18 protein-coding genes are annotated in these 15,665 nt (G+C 69.0%); 7 read left to right on the top strand and 11 right to left on the bottom strand.

From position 1 onward, the window contains the following. Window positions 1-10 precede the first annotated feature (10 nt). The 3 genes from TSO221_RS01930 to TSO221_RS01940 all read right to left on the bottom strand — a co-directional run bounded on the left by TSO221_RS01930 (window position 11) and on the right by TSO221_RS01940 (window position 3,127). Window positions 11-1,309, bottom strand: coding sequence for a TRAP transporter large permease subunit (locus TSO221_RS01930; RefSeq protein ID WP_109116800.1), 1,299 nt, complete (start codon window positions 1,307-1,309; stop codon window positions 11-13). Continuing rightward, the gene (locus tag TSO221_RS01935; RefSeq protein WP_109116801.1) at window positions 1,306-1,968 is read right to left on the bottom strand and encodes a TRAP transporter small permease; all 663 of its coding nucleotides are present in this window, start codon (window positions 1,966-1,968) and stop codon (window positions 1,306-1,308) included. The genes TSO221_RS01930 and TSO221_RS01935 overlap by 4 nt, the downstream gene beginning before the upstream one ends. A gap of 151 nt (window positions 1,969-2,119) precedes the next feature. Further along, window positions 2,120-3,127, bottom strand: coding sequence for a TRAP transporter substrate-binding protein (locus tag TSO221_RS01940; RefSeq protein ID WP_109116802.1), 1,008 nt, complete (start codon window positions 3,125-3,127; stop codon window positions 2,120-2,122). 109 nt (window positions 3,128-3,236) lie between these two features. Between TSO221_RS01940 and TSO221_RS01945 the strand changes: the two genes are divergently transcribed. Beyond that, window positions 3,237-5,189, top strand: a complete 1,953-nt coding sequence (locus tag TSO221_RS01945; RefSeq protein WP_109116803.1) for a PAS domain-containing sensor histidine kinase — start codon at window positions 3,237-3,239, stop codon at window positions 5,187-5,189. Continuing rightward, on the top strand, window positions 5,186-5,800 hold the full coding sequence (locus TSO221_RS01950; protein ID WP_109116804.1) for a response regulator: 615 nt from the start codon (window positions 5,186-5,188) through the stop codon (window positions 5,798-5,800). The genes TSO221_RS01945 and TSO221_RS01950 overlap by 4 nt, the downstream gene beginning before the upstream one ends. Window positions 5,801-5,918: 118 nt before the next feature. On the opposite strand, the gene TSO221_RS01955 is transcribed toward TSO221_RS01950, so the two are convergent. Beyond that, the gene (locus tag TSO221_RS01955; RefSeq protein ID WP_109116805.1) at window positions 5,919-6,221 is read right to left on the bottom strand and encodes a hypothetical protein; all 303 of its coding nucleotides are present in this window, start codon (window positions 6,219-6,221) and stop codon (window positions 5,919-5,921) included. Between the two features lie 392 nt (window positions 6,222-6,613). Next, entirely contained in the window at window positions 6,614-6,895 is a 282-nt protein-coding gene (locus TSO221_RS01960; protein ID WP_109116806.1) for a (2Fe-2S)-binding protein, read from the bottom strand. Window positions 6,896-7,063: 168 nt separating this feature from the next. Here TSO221_RS01960 and TSO221_RS01965 point away from each other — a divergent pair, with 168 nt between their 5' ends. The 4 genes from TSO221_RS01965 (at window position 7,064) to TSO221_RS01985 (ending at window position 10,992) form a co-directional block, all read left to right on the top strand. Continuing rightward, a complete protein-coding gene (locus TSO221_RS01965; protein WP_109116807.1) occupies window positions 7,064-8,689 on the top strand; it encodes an alpha-glucosidase family protein in 1,626 nt (541 codons plus the stop codon). 81 nt (window positions 8,690-8,770) lie between these two features. After that, a complete protein-coding gene (locus tag TSO221_RS01975) occupies window positions 8,771-9,679 on the top strand; it encodes an SAM-dependent methyltransferase (RefSeq protein WP_109116808.1) in 909 nt (302 codons plus the stop codon). Between the two features lie 125 nt (window positions 9,680-9,804). Next, on the top strand, window positions 9,805-10,134 hold the full coding sequence (locus tag TSO221_RS01980) for a cupredoxin domain-containing protein (protein WP_109116809.1): 330 nt from the start codon (window positions 9,805-9,807) through the stop codon (window positions 10,132-10,134). 27 nt (window positions 10,135-10,161) lie between these two features. Continuing rightward, window positions 10,162-10,992: an FTR1 family protein gene (locus tag TSO221_RS01985; RefSeq protein ID WP_109116810.1), complete on the top strand. Its 831-nt coding sequence runs from the start codon at window positions 10,162-10,164 to the stop codon at window positions 10,990-10,992. A gap of 115 nt (window positions 10,993-11,107) precedes the next feature. On the opposite strand, the gene rssA is transcribed toward TSO221_RS01985, so the two are convergent. Continuing rightward, the gene (gene rssA / locus TSO221_RS01990; RefSeq protein ID WP_282187695.1) at window positions 11,108-12,034 is read right to left on the bottom strand and encodes a patatin-like phospholipase RssA; all 927 of its coding nucleotides are present in this window, start codon (window positions 12,032-12,034) and stop codon (window positions 11,108-11,110) included. A gap of 320 nt (window positions 12,035-12,354) precedes the next feature. Here rssA and TSO221_RS36745 point away from each other — a divergent pair, with 320 nt between their 5' ends. Then, window positions 12,355-12,486, top strand: a complete 132-nt coding sequence (locus TSO221_RS36745) for a hypothetical protein (protein ID WP_282187696.1) — start codon at window positions 12,355-12,357, stop codon at window positions 12,484-12,486. Between the two features lie 4 nt (window positions 12,487-12,490). Here the strand turns inward: TSO221_RS36745 and TSO221_RS01995 are convergent, their stop codons facing one another. The 5 genes from TSO221_RS01995 to TSO221_RS02015 all read right to left on the bottom strand — a co-directional run bounded on the left by TSO221_RS01995 (window position 12,491) and on the right by TSO221_RS02015 (window position 15,569). Further along, window positions 12,491-13,126, bottom strand: a complete 636-nt coding sequence (locus tag TSO221_RS01995; protein ID WP_109116812.1) for a LysE family transporter — start codon at window positions 13,124-13,126, stop codon at window positions 12,491-12,493. A gap of 5 nt (window positions 13,127-13,131) precedes the next feature. After that, window positions 13,132-13,581, bottom strand: coding sequence for an Lrp/AsnC family transcriptional regulator (locus tag TSO221_RS02000; protein WP_109116813.1), 450 nt, complete (start codon window positions 13,579-13,581; stop codon window positions 13,132-13,134). A gap of 264 nt (window positions 13,582-13,845) precedes the next feature. Beyond that, window positions 13,846-14,322 (bottom strand): bacterioferritin, encoded by a 477-nt coding sequence (gene bfr / locus TSO221_RS02005; RefSeq protein WP_109116814.1) that lies wholly within the window; start codon window positions 14,320-14,322, stop codon window positions 13,846-13,848. A gap of 12 nt (window positions 14,323-14,334) precedes the next feature. Then, window positions 14,335-14,817, bottom strand: a complete 483-nt coding sequence (bfr, locus tag TSO221_RS02010) for a bacterioferritin (RefSeq protein WP_109116815.1) — start codon at window positions 14,815-14,817, stop codon at window positions 14,335-14,337. A gap of 227 nt (window positions 14,818-15,044) precedes the next feature. Beyond that, entirely contained in the window at window positions 15,045-15,569 is a 525-nt protein-coding gene (locus TSO221_RS02015; protein WP_247877885.1) for an amino acid-binding protein, read from the bottom strand. Between the last annotated feature and the right edge of the window lie 96 nt (window positions 15,570-15,665).

The following is a 15,665-nucleotide window of genomic DNA, read 5'->3' on the forward strand; positions in this document are numbered from 1 at the left end:
GCAGGAGGGGCTACATCATCCCCAGCGCCCGGGGCAGCCACAGCGACAGCGCCGGCACGTAGGTGATCAGCACCAGGAAGCCCAGCATGGCCAGCAGCCACGGCCACACCGCGATGGTCAGCTCGGTGATGCCCATCTTGGTGATGCCGCTGGCGACGTAGAGGTTCAGGCCGACCGGCGGGTGGCACATGCCGACCTCCATGTTGACGACGATCAGGATGCCGAAGTGCACCGGGTCGATGCCCAGCTTCACCGCCACCGGGAACAGGATCGGCGCCATGATCAGCACGATCGACGACGGCTCCATGAAGTTGCCGGCCATCAGCAGCAGCAGGTTGGTCACCAGCAGGAAGGCGACCACCCCCAGCCCCTGGCCGACGATCCAGTCGGCGATGTGCTGCGGGATGTTCTCCGAGGTCAGCACGAACGAGAACAGCACCGCGTTGGTGATGATGTAGAGCAGCATCGCCGACATGTTGGCCGACGACAGCAGCACGTTCGGCACGCCCTTCAGCGGCATGTCCCGGTAGACGAACACCGCGATGACGAAGGCGTACACCGCGCTCATCGCCGCCGCCTCGGTCGGCGTGAAGACGCCGGTGTAGATGCCGCCAATGACGATGACGATCAGCAGCAGGCCCCAGATCGCCTCGCGGAAGGTGCGCCAGCGCTCGAGCGGGCTGGCCTTCGGCATGCGCGGGTAGCCGAACTTGCGCGCCCGGTACCACGTCACGCCGCCCAGCAGCGCCGCCAGCATCAGGCCCGGGATGACGCCGGCCATGAACAGCTGGCCGACCGAGGCCGAGTGCTGACTGCCGCTGGTCGCCACGGCGTACATCACCATGACGATGGACGGCGGGATCAGGATGCCCAGCGCGCCCGAGGTGGTGATGACGCCGGCGCCGAACTGCCGCGGGAAGCCCTGCGCCACCATCGCCGGCAGGATGATCGAGCCGATGGCGACCACGGTGGCCGGGCTGGAGCCCGACACCGCGGCGAACAGCGCGCAGCCCAGCACGCCGGCCAGCCCCAGGCCGCCGTGCCAGTGGCCGACCATGGCGGTGGCGAAGTTGATCATGCGGCGCGCCACGCCGCCGTGCGTGAGGAAGTTGCCGGCCAGGATGAAGAACGGGATCGCCATGATCTCGAACTTCTCGATGCCGGTGAACAGCTTTAGCGCCACCGCCTGGATCGGCACCTCGGTCATGGTGAACAGGAAGGTGAGCACGGTGAGGCCGAGCGAGATGGAGATCGGCATGCCGGTCAGCATCAGGCCGAGCAGCAGGCCGAAGATGATGGCGGCGTTCATCGGTTGCTCTCCTTCTCGCGCCGCTCGTCGCCCTCGTGGTGGGCGATGTCGTGCGGGTGCAGGTGGTCGTCCATCTGGAACCAGTTGACGTCCTGCGCCGCGCGCTGCGGGTCGCTGACGTCTTCCTCCAGGCCCTCGACGTGGCCGTGGTCGTGATGCGGCAGCTCGCCGGTGCGGAGGAACGCCACGGTCACCTGCAGGAAGCGGAAGCACATCAGGAAGGACCCGAGCGGGATCGCCAGATAGATGATCCACATCGGCCATTCCAGGTCGGCCGAGGTCTGGTCGGTCTGCGACATGTGCCAGACGAAGTTGGTGCCCAGCGAGCCGACGACGCCGGTGAACAGCGCGCCGGCCAGCAGGCCGAAGACGACGAACTTGGCGCGGTTCTTCGGCTCCAGCTTGTTGATCAGCACGTCGACGCCGACGTGGATGCCGGTGCGCACGCCGTAGGCGGCGCCGAACTTCGCCATCCACACGAACATGTAGATGCACAGCTCCTGCGCCCAGGCGAAGTTCCAGTGCAGGATGTAGTCCTGGATGACGGGCAGGCCCGAGGCGTAACGGTGGACCACCGCGACGAAGATGATCGAGGTCGCCAGTCCCATCAGGGTGGCGATCACGATCTCCTCGAGGTGGTCGAGGGCTTTCATGAACATGGCGGCTCCGCGCGAGAAAGGGGCGGCGGAAAGCCCCTCTCCCTCGACGGGAGAGGGGTTGGGGAGAGGGTGGCGCCGGCGACAGCCGGTCAAGTCACATTCCCCCTCTCCCCAAACCCCTCCCCCGCAAGGGGGGAGGGGCTTCAGGCGCTTACATCTTGAAGCCGGCGGCGGCGGCTTCCTTGTAGAGCGACTCCATCAGCTCCTTGCCGACGCGGCCCTCCATCTCCTTGTGGACCGGCAGCAGCGCCTTGCGCCACGCCTCGGCCTCCTCCTTGGTCGGGGTGTAGAACTCGGTCTTGCCCGAGGCCTTCATCGCCGCCAGCGCGTCGTCGTTCTCCTTCTGCGCGATGTCGTTGGCGAAGGTGGTGGCGTCCTTCATGGCGCCTTCCAGCTGGGTGCGGACGTCGGCCGGCAGGCCGTCCCAGAACTTCTTGTTCACGATCACCGCATAGCCGAGATAGCCGTGGTTGGTGAGCGTGGCGTGCTTCTGCACCTCGTGCATCTTCTGGGTGTACATGTTGGACGGCGGGTTCTCGGTGCCGTCCACCACGCCGGTCTGCAGCGCCTGGTAGACCTCCGAGAACGCCATCACCTGCGGCAGCGCGCCCAGGGCGCGCATCTGCGAATCCAGCACCTTGGACGACTGGATGCGCAGCTTCTGGGCCTTCATGTCGGTGGGCAGGTGGATCGGCTTGTTGGCCGACATGATCTTGAAGCCGTTGTCCCAGTAGGCGAGGCCGGTGATGCCCTTCGACTCCAGCTTCTGGAACAGCTGCTTGCCGACCGGGCCGTTGGTGACGCGGACCAGCACGTCCTTATTCGGGAAGATGTAGGGCAGGTCGAAGACCTCGAACTCCTTGGCGCCCAGCGGGCCGAACTTGGCCAGCGACGGGGCCAGCATCTGCACGGCGCCGAGCTGCAGCGCCTCCAGCTCCTCCTTGTCCTTGTAGAGCTGGCTGTTCGGATAGACCTCGATCTTCACCTTGCCGCCGGTGCGTGCCTCGGCCAGTTCCCTGAACTTCTCGGCGCCCTTGCCCTTGGGGGTGTCGGGGGCGACGACGTGGCTGAACTTGATGACGATCTGGTTCTGCGCGAACGCCGGCGAGGCGAGCAGGCAGCCGAATGCGGCCGCGCACAGCAGCTTGGAGAGCTTCATGTGACCGTATCCTCCCGGATTTATGGGGTTGTTCGTGTTCCCTGCATTGTTCGCCAACTCCGCAATCGCCGCTATTGTGGAAATCCGTATCTTTCTCGATAAGGGACCGATGATCCGCCTGCCCGCCCTGTTGAGCCGCCGCGGCACCGCCATGCCCATCGTCGCCATGGTGCTGGTGGTGGTGCTGCTGGGGGTGTTCCTGTGGCTGCTCGACCGTTCCGAGCGCGAGGAGGAGGAGCACGCGCTGATCCGCGACGCGCTGTGGGTGGAACAGAGCCTGCGCTTCCAGCTCGCCTCCGACGTCGACCGGCTGGAGCAGTTGGCGGACACGCTGGGGCGCGCGCCGGACGCCGACGTCGTCACCGCGATGCGTCAGCTCGTCACCACCAATCCGGCGGTGGAGCGGGTGCTGTGGCTGGACGCCGAGGGGCGCATCACAGCGTCGGTGCCGCCGGTGCCGGACGGCCGCGCGGTGGAGGAGGGGCCGGAGCCCAGCCCGCGCGGCGACGCGTTGCGCCTCGCCAGTTCGCTCGGCAAGCGGATCTACACCGCGCCCTATCCGCTGCCGCAGGCCGGCATCGGGTTCGACGTGGTGGTGCCGGTGTTCCAGGACCGCGGCTACGCCGGGGCGCTGGTCGGCGTGTTCGCCATCGACGACATCCTGACCCACCACGTGCCCTGGTGGATCGCCGAGCGCTACCAGATCGCCGTCGCCGATTCGAACGGCGCGGTGCTCGGCGCCAAGTCGCGCATCGACGAGCCGACGCCGCGGCGCAGCCACGCCATCCCCTTCGACCCGCCGGGCCGGGGCATGACGCTGGTCGCCACCGTGCACCGGACCGAGAGCAACTTCGGCCGCACCGTGCTGGTGGCCGCCATCTTCGGCCTGACCGGCTCGGCGCTGTGGAGCCTGTGGATGGTGCGCCGGCACATGCGCCGCCGCCTGCGGGCCGAGCAGCAGCTGCGCACCGAGCACGCCTTCCGCAAGGCGATGGAGGACTCGCTGACCGTCGGCATGCGGGCGCGCGACCTGGAGGGGCGGATCATCTACGTGAACCCGGCCTTCTGCCGCATGGTCGGCTGGAGCGAGGCGGAACTGCTCGGCCGCGGCCCGCCCATGCCCTACTGGCCGCCGGAGGACCTGGAGCGCTGCGCCCAGGTGTTCAGCACCGTGCTGGCCGGCGAGGCGCCGCCGGACGGCTTCGAGCTGCGGCTGATGCGCCGCGACGGCGGGCGCTTCGACGCGCTGATCTACGAGGCGCCGTTGATCGACGCCAACGGCCGGCACACCGGCTGGATGGGCTCCTTCGTCGACATCACCGAGCGCAAGCGCGCCGAGGATCTGGCCCGCCAGCAGCAGGAGCGCCTGCAGCACACCGCCCGCGTCATCACCATGGGCGAGATGGCCTCGACCCTGGCGCATGAGCTGAACCAGCCGCTGTCGGCCATCGCCAGCTATTCCGCCGGCTGCCTGAACAAGCTGCGCGCCGACACGGTGGCGCCGGCCGAGTTGATCCCGCCCCTGGACAAGCTGTCCAAGCAGGCGATGCGCGCCGGCCGCATCATCCGGCGGATCCACGAGTTCGTGCGCAAGCGCGACCCCAAGGTGGCGCCCTGCGAGGTGGCCGAGGTGGTGGAGGACAGCGTCTCGCTGATCCGCGCCGACGCCCGCAAGCACGGCGTGCGCATCGAGGTGGACCTCGCCCCCGGCGCGCCGCCGGTGCTGGCCGACCGCATCCTGGTGCAGCAGGTGCTGCTGAACCTGATGCGCAACGGCATGGAGGCGATGGCGCAGACGCCGCGCGACGCCCGCTTGCTGCGCGTGACGACGCGGGTCCAGAATGGCGCGGTGCTGACCCGCATCCGCGACCGCGGCTGCGGCGTGGCGCCGGAGGTGGCGGAGACGCTGTTCTCGCCCTTCTTCACCACCAAGAAGGAAGGCATGGGCATGGGCCTGAACATCTGCCGCTCGATCATCGAGAGCCACCACGGCCGGCTGTGGTTCGAGCCGGCGCAGGGCGGCGGCACCGCCTTCCTGTTCAGCCTGCCGGTGGCGTCGTGAGCGCTGCCCCCCCCTTCAACGCCAAGGTCCACATCGTCGACGACGACGAGGCGATCCGCGACGCGCTGTCCTGGCTGCTGCAGTCGCGCGACGTGCAGGCGCAGACCTGGGAGTCGGCCGAGGGTTTCCTGGCGGCGTGGACTCCGGACCTCGCGGGGTGCCTGCTGCTCGACATCCGCATGGAGGGGATGACCGGGCTGGAGCTGTTCGACCGCCTGCGCGAGCGGGGTTGCCGGTCGCCGGTGATCTTCCTGACCGGGCACGGTGACGTGCCGATCGCGGTGTCGGCGCTGAAGAAGGGGGCCCGTGACTTCGTCGAAAAGCCGTTCAACGACAACGATCTGGTGGACCGGGTGATCGAGGCGCTGGCCTTCGACGCCGAGCAACGGGCGCGCGAGGCCGGGCACGCGTCGGTGACGGCGCGTCTGGCGACGCTGACCCAGCGCGAGCGGCAGGTGATGGACCTTGTGGTCGCCGGCAAGCTGAACAAGGTGATCGCCGACGACCTCGGCATCAGCATGCGAACCGTGGAGGTGCACCGAGCGCACGTCTTCGAGAAGATGGGCGTGAAGACCGCGGTGGAACTGGCAAGGCTGCTGGCGACGGTGTGATTGAAGTCCCTCCCCCGCCTCGGGCGGGGGAGGGAAGGGTGGGGGCTATGGATTCCCGGGGCGGCCGCTGCCCCCACCTAACCTCCCCCAGCGGGGCTGGGGGAGGGACTGGGCATCCCTACGCCGCAGCCCGCGACAGCCTCTGCTCCACCTCGGCGATGGCCAGGATCATCTCCGCGACGGCTTGATCCGCCTGTGCGCGAGCGAAGGGCCAGGCGTCGTCGCTGGCCTGACGGGCGGACTCGATGCGGGCGAGAACGCGGTTGCACAGGCCGCGGGCGTGGTCGAGCGCGCGTTCCAGTTCCAGCCGGTTGCCGTCGCTGCGCTCCGCTTTGGTGCGGAGTTCCTCCAGGCGCGCCTCGACCTGCGCGAGACGATCGCGGCACAGCCCCTCGTGGGCCTGCCGGCGGCGGCGAGTCATCGTCGTGTTCCCCCTCTGGACGCTTCGGTGCGGCGTTCCGGCCGTCCCCTTCCCACATAAGTCCTGGCTCCGCGATCTTTGTGCGGTGCAAAGAAATCCATGTGCGGTGCGGAGGGAAAAAACGACCGAATGCACGCTGCCGGTATGGCAATCGTTGTCCGTGTCCCGAAGTCGTTGGCTGGCGTTGAGCGCTTCCTCTGTGGCCGCCGGCGTTGGCCGGTGGGCATTGCTGGTGTTCCCAGTCTTGTGGTGGCGCTTATCTGCCCGATTCACTCCGGCGGGTCAACCCGACCAAACGCATAGTACACGGGCACGTTGTCGCATCCGCGAGGCAAAAAAAAGCGTGCGGACGCCGGAGCGTACGCACGCTGTGTCGAGGGATGGAGGCGTTCTTATTCCGCAGCGACGCCGTATGCGAAATCGGCGTCGGTGTTGGCCGGTTCGTGATGATGAATCTCGTGGTTCCCGCACTGGCCGCAGTTGCCGCCGCAACCGCCACCGGTGCGCTTCGTCTCGCGGTGCTCTTCCACCATGCCGCGGACATAGGGCACGCACTTGCCACACTGCACCTTGTGGCCGAAGTGGCGAAACACCGCTGCGGTGGTCTGCGCGCCGTCCTGGAGGACCTGCTTGATCTGCTTGTCGGTGATCGGATGGCAGATGCACACGTACATGAGTGGCTGTGTCCTCTGGCGTCGCGCTGACCCCACAGGTAATGTGATTGCGAATCATTGTCAATTGCGATTGTGACGCCTCCGAAGAGGTGCGCGCATTTGTCACGGAGGCCCGCTATGGTGACGGCGGGATCGTCCGAAGGAAGAAACGGGGCGCAGGGGAGGGGCATGGCCGAGTGGTGGCGTGGCGCGGTGGTCTACCAGATCTACCCGCGCAGCTTCTTCGACACGAACGGGGATGGCGTCGGCGATCTCGCCGGGGTGACCGAGCACCTGTACCATGTCGCCGCGCTGGGCGCCGACGCGGTGTGGCTGTCGCCGTTCTTCCGCTCGCCGATGAAGGACTTCGGCTACGACGTCGAGGACTACCGGGCGGTGGACCCGCTGTTCGGCGCGCTGGCGGATGTCGATCGGCTGCTGGAACGGGCGCACGCGCTGGGGCTCCGGGTGCTGATCGACATGGTGCTGAGCCATACCTCCGACCGCCACGCCTGGTTCCGCGAGAGCCGGCAGGGGAGGGGCAATCCGAAATCCGACTGGTACGTCTGGGCCGATCCGAAGCCGGACGGCACGCCGCCCAACAACTGGCTCTCGGTGTTCGGTGGCCCGGCCTGGACCTGGGACAGCCGGCGCCGGCAGTACTACCTGCACAATTTCCTGCCCGGCCAGCCCGACCTCAACCTGCACAACCGCGCGGTCCAGGACGCCGTGCTGGCGGAGTGCGCCTTCTGGCTGGAGCGCGGGGTGGACGGCTTCCGGCTCGACGTAGCCAACTACTACCTGCACGACCGGCTGCTGCGCGACAACCCGGCCCGCGCCCCCGACGCGCCCTGGCCGGACGGCGTGCCGCCGGGCAGCGCCTACGGAATGCAGGTGCACCGGCACGACAAGTCGCAGCCGGAGACCGTCGCCGTGCTGCGCCGGCTGCGCGGGCTGCTCGACCGCTACCCCGACCGCATGGCGGTGGCCGAGGTGCACGACGACGACAGCGTCGCCCGCGCCGCCGAATACGTCGCCGCTCCCGACCGGCTGCACACCGCCTACAACTTCGCGCTGCTCGGGCCTTTCGGCGGGGCCGCCGCGGTGCGCCGCGCCGTCGAGGCGTTCGAGCGGCAGCCCGGCCGCGGCTGGCCATCCTGGGCCTTCTCCAACCACGACACCGAGCGGGTGGCGAGTCGCTGGGCCGGTCCCGAGGCGCCGCCGGCCGCCGCGCGGCTATTCCTGGCGCTGCTGACCAGCCTGCGCGGCACCGCCTTCCTCTACCAGGGCGAGGAACTGGGCCTGCCGCAGGCCGAGGTGCCGTACGACCGGCTGCGCGATCCCTTCGGCATCGCCATGTGGCCGGAAGCCGGCGGCCGCGACGGCTGCCGCACGCCGATGCCCTGGACCGCGGAGGGGGCGCACGCCGGCTTTTCCCCGGCCGAGCCGTGGCTGCCGATCCCCGACGCGCACCGCGCGCGGGCGGTGGACGTGCAGCGCACCGACCCGGACAGTGTGCTGTCCTTCGCCCGCGGCTGGCTGGCGTGGCGCAAGCGCCAGCCGGCGCTGCGGCTGGGCGACATCCGCTTCCGCGACCTGCCGGAGCCGCTGCTGGCCTTCGAGCGCCGCCATGAGGAGCAGCGGCTGCTGTGCGTCTTCAACCTCGGCCCGCGCGCCGTGGAGGCGCCGCTGGCGGATGCCGAGCGTTGGCAGGCGCTGGCCGGGCACGGGCTGCCGGGGGCGCTGTCCGACGGCGTGCTGCACCTGCCGGGGTGGGGCGGGGTGGTGGTGGCGTCGGAGGAGCAGGCGCGTTGACGGTCGCCGGCGATCGCGCGCTTGCGGAACGCGTCGCGACGCTGTTTTCTCTGCCTCCCAAAGCCGGATGAAGACAGCGCGATGACTCCCCTGAACCAGACGATCTACCTCGCCCCCGAGGGATTCGTGGACGACCTCGTGGCCGAGTTGGGCGATGTGGCGGCGGTGGAGGACCGGCTGGTCTTCGTGGACGGCCCGGCGCGGCCGGCGGCCTGGGCGCAGAACATCTGGGTCGATCCCGTGCGCATCGAGGTGGAATCCATCAAGGACGCCGCCAAGAAGCTGCGCGCCATCCAGCGGAACTGGGCGCTGTGGTCGCTGCGCCACCACCGCCGCGCCAACCTGATCCAGGAGAACCTGCCGCACGTCTCGGCCAAGCCGATCGCCTTCCCGTCGCCGATCCCCACGGCGCCGCTCGGTTCCTGGACGCTGCTGGACGAATTCACGGTGATCGCGGCGGCGCGCTGCTCCAGCCCGTGGCGGCACGGCGAGCTGCATTTCGTCGAGAACAAAACCGCCCCGCCCAACCGCGCCTACCTGAAGCTGTGGGAGGCGCTGACCCGCATGGGCCGCCACCCCGGGCCGGGCGACCGCTGCCTCGACCTCGGCTCCAGCCCCGGCGGCTGGACCTGGGTGCTGCACGAATTGGGCGCCGCGGTGGTCAGCGTCGACAAGGCGCCGCTGGCGCCGGAGATCGCCGCCCTGCCGCGCGTCGAATACCGGCAGGAGAGCGCCTTCGGCCTGAAGCCGCAGGACATCGGCCCGCTCGACTGGCTGGTCTGCGACGTCATCTGCTACCCGACGCGCCTGCTGCGGCTGGTGGACGAGTGGATGCGGAGCGGGCTGGTGAAGAACTTCGTCTGCACCCTGAAGTTCCAGGCGGAGACCGACCATGAGACGGCGCGCGCCTTCGCCGCCATCCCCGGCGGCCGGGTCGAGCACCTGTTCCACAACAAGCACGAGGTCACCTGGATGTGGCCCGCGGCCTGAGGTTGCGGCGCCCGACCTGCGACTCCACGCCGCACCTGCATTGCAATTGCATCGCGTTGACAGTTCTGCCACGGCGGTGAGAATGCTTCTCAGTTGAACCGACACCGTCGTGGGAATTGTCCGACATGCGCCCTTGGATCGCCGCCCTTGCCGTCGCCCCGCTGCTGCTGGCGGGCTCCGCCCTGGCGGCGGATAACGAGTTCACCATCGTTATCAAGGACCACAAGTTCCAGCCCGCGACGCTGGAGGTCCCGGCCGGGCAGAAGCTGGTGCTGATCGTCGACAACCAGGATGCGACGGCAGAGGAGTTCGAAAGCCGCGACTTCAAGGCGGAGAAGATCATCGGCGGCGGCAAGTCGGCCAAGGTCAACGTCGCCCCGCTGAAGCCCGGCACCTACAAGTTCTTCGGCGAGTTCAACATGGACACCGCCCAGGGCACGCTTGTTGCTAAGTAAGGGCGTCCAGTCACGCCGGAGGTCGCCATGCTCGCCAGTCTCATCATCGTCTTCCGCGAGGTCCTGGAAGCCGGCCTGATCATCGGCATCGTGCTGGCGGCGACGCGTGGCGTGCTCGGGCGCGGGCGCTGGGTGGCGGCCGGCGTCGGCGCCGGCGTCGCCGGGGCCTGCGGCGTGGCGGCCTTCGCCGACGTGATCTCCGACCAGCTCGACGGCAGCGGGCAGGAGCTGTTCAACGCCGCGGTGCTGCTGACCGCGGTGGTCATGCTGGCGTGGCACAACGCCTGGATGGCCCGGCACGGCCGCGAGCACGCGGCGGAGATGCGCGCGGTCGGCCGCGCCGTCGAGTCCGGCGACCGGCCGCCGCACGCGCTGGCCGTGGTGGTCGGCGCCGCGGTGCTGCGCGAAGGCGCCGAGGTGGTGCTGTTCCTCGCCGGCATCGTCTCGGCCGAAGGCGGCGGCGGCGCCTCGGTGGCGCTGGGCGCCCTGGGCGGCGTCGCGCTGGGCGCGGTGGCGGCGTTCCTGGTGTACCGCGGGCTGCTGACCATCGCCACGCGGCACCTGTTCAGCGTCACCAGCTGGATGATCACGCTGCTGGCCGCGGGCATGGCGGCCTCGGCCATGCACTACCTGTCGCAGGCCGGGCTGGTCAGCTTCGGCGAGGCGGAGCTGTGGGACACCAGCTTCCTGCTGAGCGACGGCAGCGCGCTGGGGCAGGTGCTGCACATCCTGGTCGGCTACACCGACCGCCCGACCGCGCTGCAGGCCGGCGCGTGGCTGGCGGTGGTGGCGGGCATCACCCTGCTGACCCGCCTGATGCGCCCGCAGGCCCCGGCGCGGCCGATCGCGGCGGAATAGGCCGGCAATCCTGCTCTTTCGTGTTCAGCCGCGCCGGGAAGCCGGCGCCAGCTTCGTCGTTGCTGCGGCGCCGGGTGCTCGGCGCGGCTGAACGCGAAAGGGCGGGGTGCCGGGCCTATGCCCGGCGCAGCGCCAGTTCGATCTGCGGCCGCATGATGCTCGCCGCGGCGTAACCGATCTCCACCACCTCCGCGGCACGGTCGAATTCCAGGATCCCGATGTGGCCGAGGCGCGGCGTCACCAGCACGTCCGGCGGCTCGCCGGCGAGGCGGGAGCGGGTGATGCGGTCCTGCATGATGTCGATGGAGCCGGCCAGGATTTCCAGCACGTTGGGCGCCGGCTCCTTCACCGCCTCCTCGATCTGCTCGGCGAAGAAGCGCGTGCGCAGGTTCGGCCGCTTGCCGATCCAGGCGCCGACCTGCTGGGTCAGCTGCTGGAAGGTGGAGGGCGCCACCCCGGCCTCCGCCATCACCGGGCGGGAGGGGGCGGACATCTCGCTGTTCAGGTTCACCGCGATCACAAGATCAGCGCCCAGCGCCCGGCACAGCGACACCGGCACCGGGTTGACCAGCGCGCCGTCCACCAGCCAGTGCTGGCCGTTGCGCACCGCCGGGAAGACGCCGGGCATCGCCGCCGAGGCGCACACCGCGTCCAGCATCGGCCCCTCGCGCAGCCAGATCTCCCGGCCGGTCGCCAGGTCGGTCGCCACGGCGGCGTAGGGCTTCGGCAGCTCCTCGATGCGCACGTCGGTGGCGGCGTTGCGGAAGCGCTCGAACACGCGTTCGGCGGCGACCAGGCCGCCGCGCCGGAACGTCACGTCGATGATCCCCAGCATGCCGAGCAGGCCCATGCTCTGCGCCCAGCTCTGCAGCTCGTCGAGCTGCCCGGTCAGGTAGGCCGCCCCCACCGCCGCGCCGATGGAGGTGCCGCAGACGATGTGCGGCTCGATCCCCAGCTCGTCCAGCGCGCGCAGCACGCCGATGTGCGCCCAGCCGCGCGCCGCCCCGCTGCCCAGCGCCAAGCCGATCTTCAGTCCTGTCACGGTATGCCTCGCTCTGCACCCCCTCCCAATTTGGAGCATCGCCGCGCGGATGAAAAGCCGCCGGACGGACGCCGTCCGCTCGGCCTACGTCCCGCCGCGGCCCCTATGCCGCGCGGCCGGGATCGCCCCTCCGGGTTAGCTGAGGGGCTGGTGTCTTTTGTCGAAAGTTTTCGGCGATCATCCATCGGATTTCTTTAAAGCCGGGCGGGCTGTGACGATTTTTGGATGGATGATTTTTTCTCTGCTGCCCGTTAACCAAGCAGAAACTTGCTGGGCGGTAGGGTGACAGCGATCAGTTCTCTTGCGTGGCGGAGGCAGCCATGTCGAACGACCTGAAAAGCTTCAAGAAGGATTGGCAGCGCTGGAGCCGCGTCGAGCGGCTGACCGCCGTCGCCCTGTTGATCGGCGCCACCGCCCTGCTGGGCGGCCCGCTCACCCTCGGTATTCTCTGAGCGCCTAAAGGGCCGCGGCCAGGGCGAGCAGCCCGAACCCGGCCAGCACCGCGCCCGACGCGCGGTTGATCCAGAGCATGGCGGCCGCCGTCACCCGCCGCCGGAACACGCCGACCCCGGCGCTCAGCACCAGCCACCACGCCGCCGACCCCAGGAACACCCCGAGCACCAGCATCGACGCCCCCAGCGCGGGCGCGCCGCCGGCCTCGGCCAGCCCCAGGGCGCCGAACACCGCGACGAAGCTGATGATCGTCGCCGGGTTGGCCAGCGTCAGCACCACCGTCGTCGCGTAGGCTCCGGCGAGGCCGTGCGCCGTCGGCGTCTCCGCCGCCTGCTCCGCCGGCCCTTTCGCTGGATGGGCGCGCATGGTGGCGAAGCCCAGCCACAGCAGCACCAGCCCGCCGACCAGCCGCAGCGCGGTCTGCCAGCCCAGCAGCAGGTCGGTGACGGCGGCCAAGCCGAATCCGGCCACCGCCCCGTACGCGGCGTCGGCGGTGGCGGCGCCCAGCCCGGTGGCGAACCCCACGGCCGCGCCGTCCGCCAGCGTGCGTCGGATGCACAGCAGGCCGATCGGACCGACCGGCGCGGCGATGGACAGCCCGATGACCGCGCCTTTGAGGAACAGGAACGTCGTGTCCATGGCGGCTATCCGACCGGCAGCGCGGCCGTCTCCTTCACCGACGACAGGGCGATGGCGGTGTGCGAGCGCACCACGCCGGGCAGCGCCTTCAGGTCCTCCGTCAGGAAGCGTTCCAGCGCCGCGGTGTCCGGCACCCGGACCTTGAGCAGATAGGACCATTCACCGGTCAGGTGGTGGCATTCCTGGACGGAGGCGTTGCCGGTCATGGCGGCGCGGAAGCCGGCGTCGTGCTCCGGCCGGTCCAGCAGCACATGCACGAAGGCCAGCACGTCCAGCCCGACCGGCTTCGGCGCGATGCGCGCGCCCCAGCCGGCGATCACCCCGGAGGCCTGGAGCTTCTTCAGCCGCTCGTTGACCGCGGACACCGACAGCCCGACAGCGGTGCCGATGTCAGCGTAAGAAGCGCGTCCGTCGTGCTGGATGTGCGCTATGATTTTGCGGTCGATGTCGTCCATGACCGCAGGATATGCGGAAATGGGGCGAAAAGCAATCCCTCCCCCATCCCCGATGGGGGCGTGGAGCCGTTGCCGAGGGCATTCGCGGTGAAGCCGCGAAAGGCGGAGCGCGGTCGCGAGACTTGCGAGCGGCCGTGGAAGGGGCCCATGAAATGGGAAGGGTGGGGGCTGCGGCTTGTCCGAAAGGCCGCTGCCCCCACCCTCCCGCGCCGAGCGCGGGTCCCTCCCTCCCCCTGCGGAGCAGGGGGAGGGCTATGCAAACACTCACTCGATCTCGCCGATCGCGCTTTGCAGGAAATTCTGCAGGCCGACGCTGGCGATCAGGCCGATCTGGGTCTCGATGTAATCGATGCGCTCCTCGGTCTCCTCCAGGATCTCCTCCAGGAGGTCGCGCGAGACGTAGTCGGCCTTCTGCTCGCAGAGCGCGATGGCGGCGACGATGCGGTCGCGGTACTCGCGCTCCATGGCGAGGTCGGCGTCGAGGATCTCCGGCACGTCCTCGCCGATCTTCAGCTTGCCGAGATCCTGGAGGTTCGGGATGGCTTCCAGGAACAGGATGCGCTCGACCAGTTCGTCGGCGCTCTTCATCACCTCGATGGAGGCCTTGTATTCCCACTTGCCCAGCGCCTTGAAGCCCCAGTTCTTCTCCATGCGCGCGTGCAGGAAGTACTGGTTGATTCCGGTGAGCTGGTCCTTGAGCACCAGCTGCAGCTGGGCGATGACGTCGGGGTTACCCTTCATGGCGGCGCTTCCTTATTCCGAAACCTTGCCCATGGCGGATTGCAGGTAGTTCTGCACGCCGATGCGGTCGATCAGGCCGATCTGCTGCTCCAGCCAGTGGGTGTGATCCTCCTCGGTGTCCTCCAGCAACTCGACCAGGATGCGGCGGGTGTCGTAGTCCTGCTCCTGCTCGACGTGGGCGATCGCCTCCTTCAGCTCGGCGACGACCTGGAGTTCATAGGCGAGGTCGTTGCGCAGCATCTCCGGCACGTCCTTGCCGATGTTCAGCGGCGCGCGGCTGGCGACGTCGGGCGTGCCTTCCAGGAACAGAATGCGCTTGATGAGCTTGTCGGCGTGCTCCAGCTCGTCGTGCCGCTCGTGCGCGATACGGTCATAGAGCGCCTTGAAGCCCCAGTTTTCCATCATCCGCGAGTGCGCGAGGTACTGGTCGGCGGCGCTCAGCTCGCCGGTCAGCAGCCGGTTCAGGCGGTCGATGACGCTCTGCTTTCCCTGCATGGCATGCCTCTTCTTCTTTTGTGGGCCTGCATGCCGTATCGCACGGAGATTGGAATTGGTCAAATCAAAATTCGAATATTCGGAGATCGCTAATGAATCTTGTCTCTTCCGATCCGCCTATGTCGTGAGCAAATGCTTTTCTGTTCTTTGCAAATGAGAATGATGTGCGGAAAAAGAAACGGGCCAAGCGCCGTTTCATTCGGCGTCCAACCCGCGTGGGAGCGCGGTCAGACCGCCTCGGCCTGGCTGGTCAGCCCCAGGCTTTCCGCGGTGTTGGCGACGGTGGCGAGGCAGGCGGCGGCGCGCTCGGCCGGGATGGAGACGGCGAAGCGGATGGTGTAGCGCCCACCCTCGCGGTCGGGCAGCGTCTGTGCGTCCAGGCGCACGATGTTGGCGCCGAACTGCCCGAACACCTCCGACAGCCGGGCGATGAGGCCCGGCTGGTCGCCGCCCGACACCGCGACGCGGTGGGTGATCAGGCCGAGCGGGCCGGGGTTCGGGTCGAAGTCGAACGGCGTCACCTTGATCTGCGCGCCGGCCAGTTCCGGCGTGGCGGCGAGGCTGGCGTGCAGGTCCTCGACCGAGACGCCGCCCGGCAGCTCGCACACGGCGGAGAACTCGGCGCCCGAGCCCATCACCGCGAAGGTGACGTCGCGCAGGTTGATGCCCTGGTCGAACAGGTGGCCGGTGATCCCGGAGACCAGCCCGACGCGGTCGGGGCAGAAGGTGGATACCAGTGCGAGTCCTGCCACGGTGGCCTCCCTTTGAAATGGTTTTGTCAGCATGGCTGCGCGTCGGCTACGGCCCCCCTAACCCTCCCCCGCTCTCGGCGGATCCGGAGGATCCGC

The sequence above is a fragment of the Azospirillum sp. TSO22-1 genome (assembly GCF_003116015.1).
Taxonomy (GTDB): domain Bacteria; phylum Pseudomonadota; class Alphaproteobacteria; order Azospirillales; family Azospirillaceae; genus Azospirillum.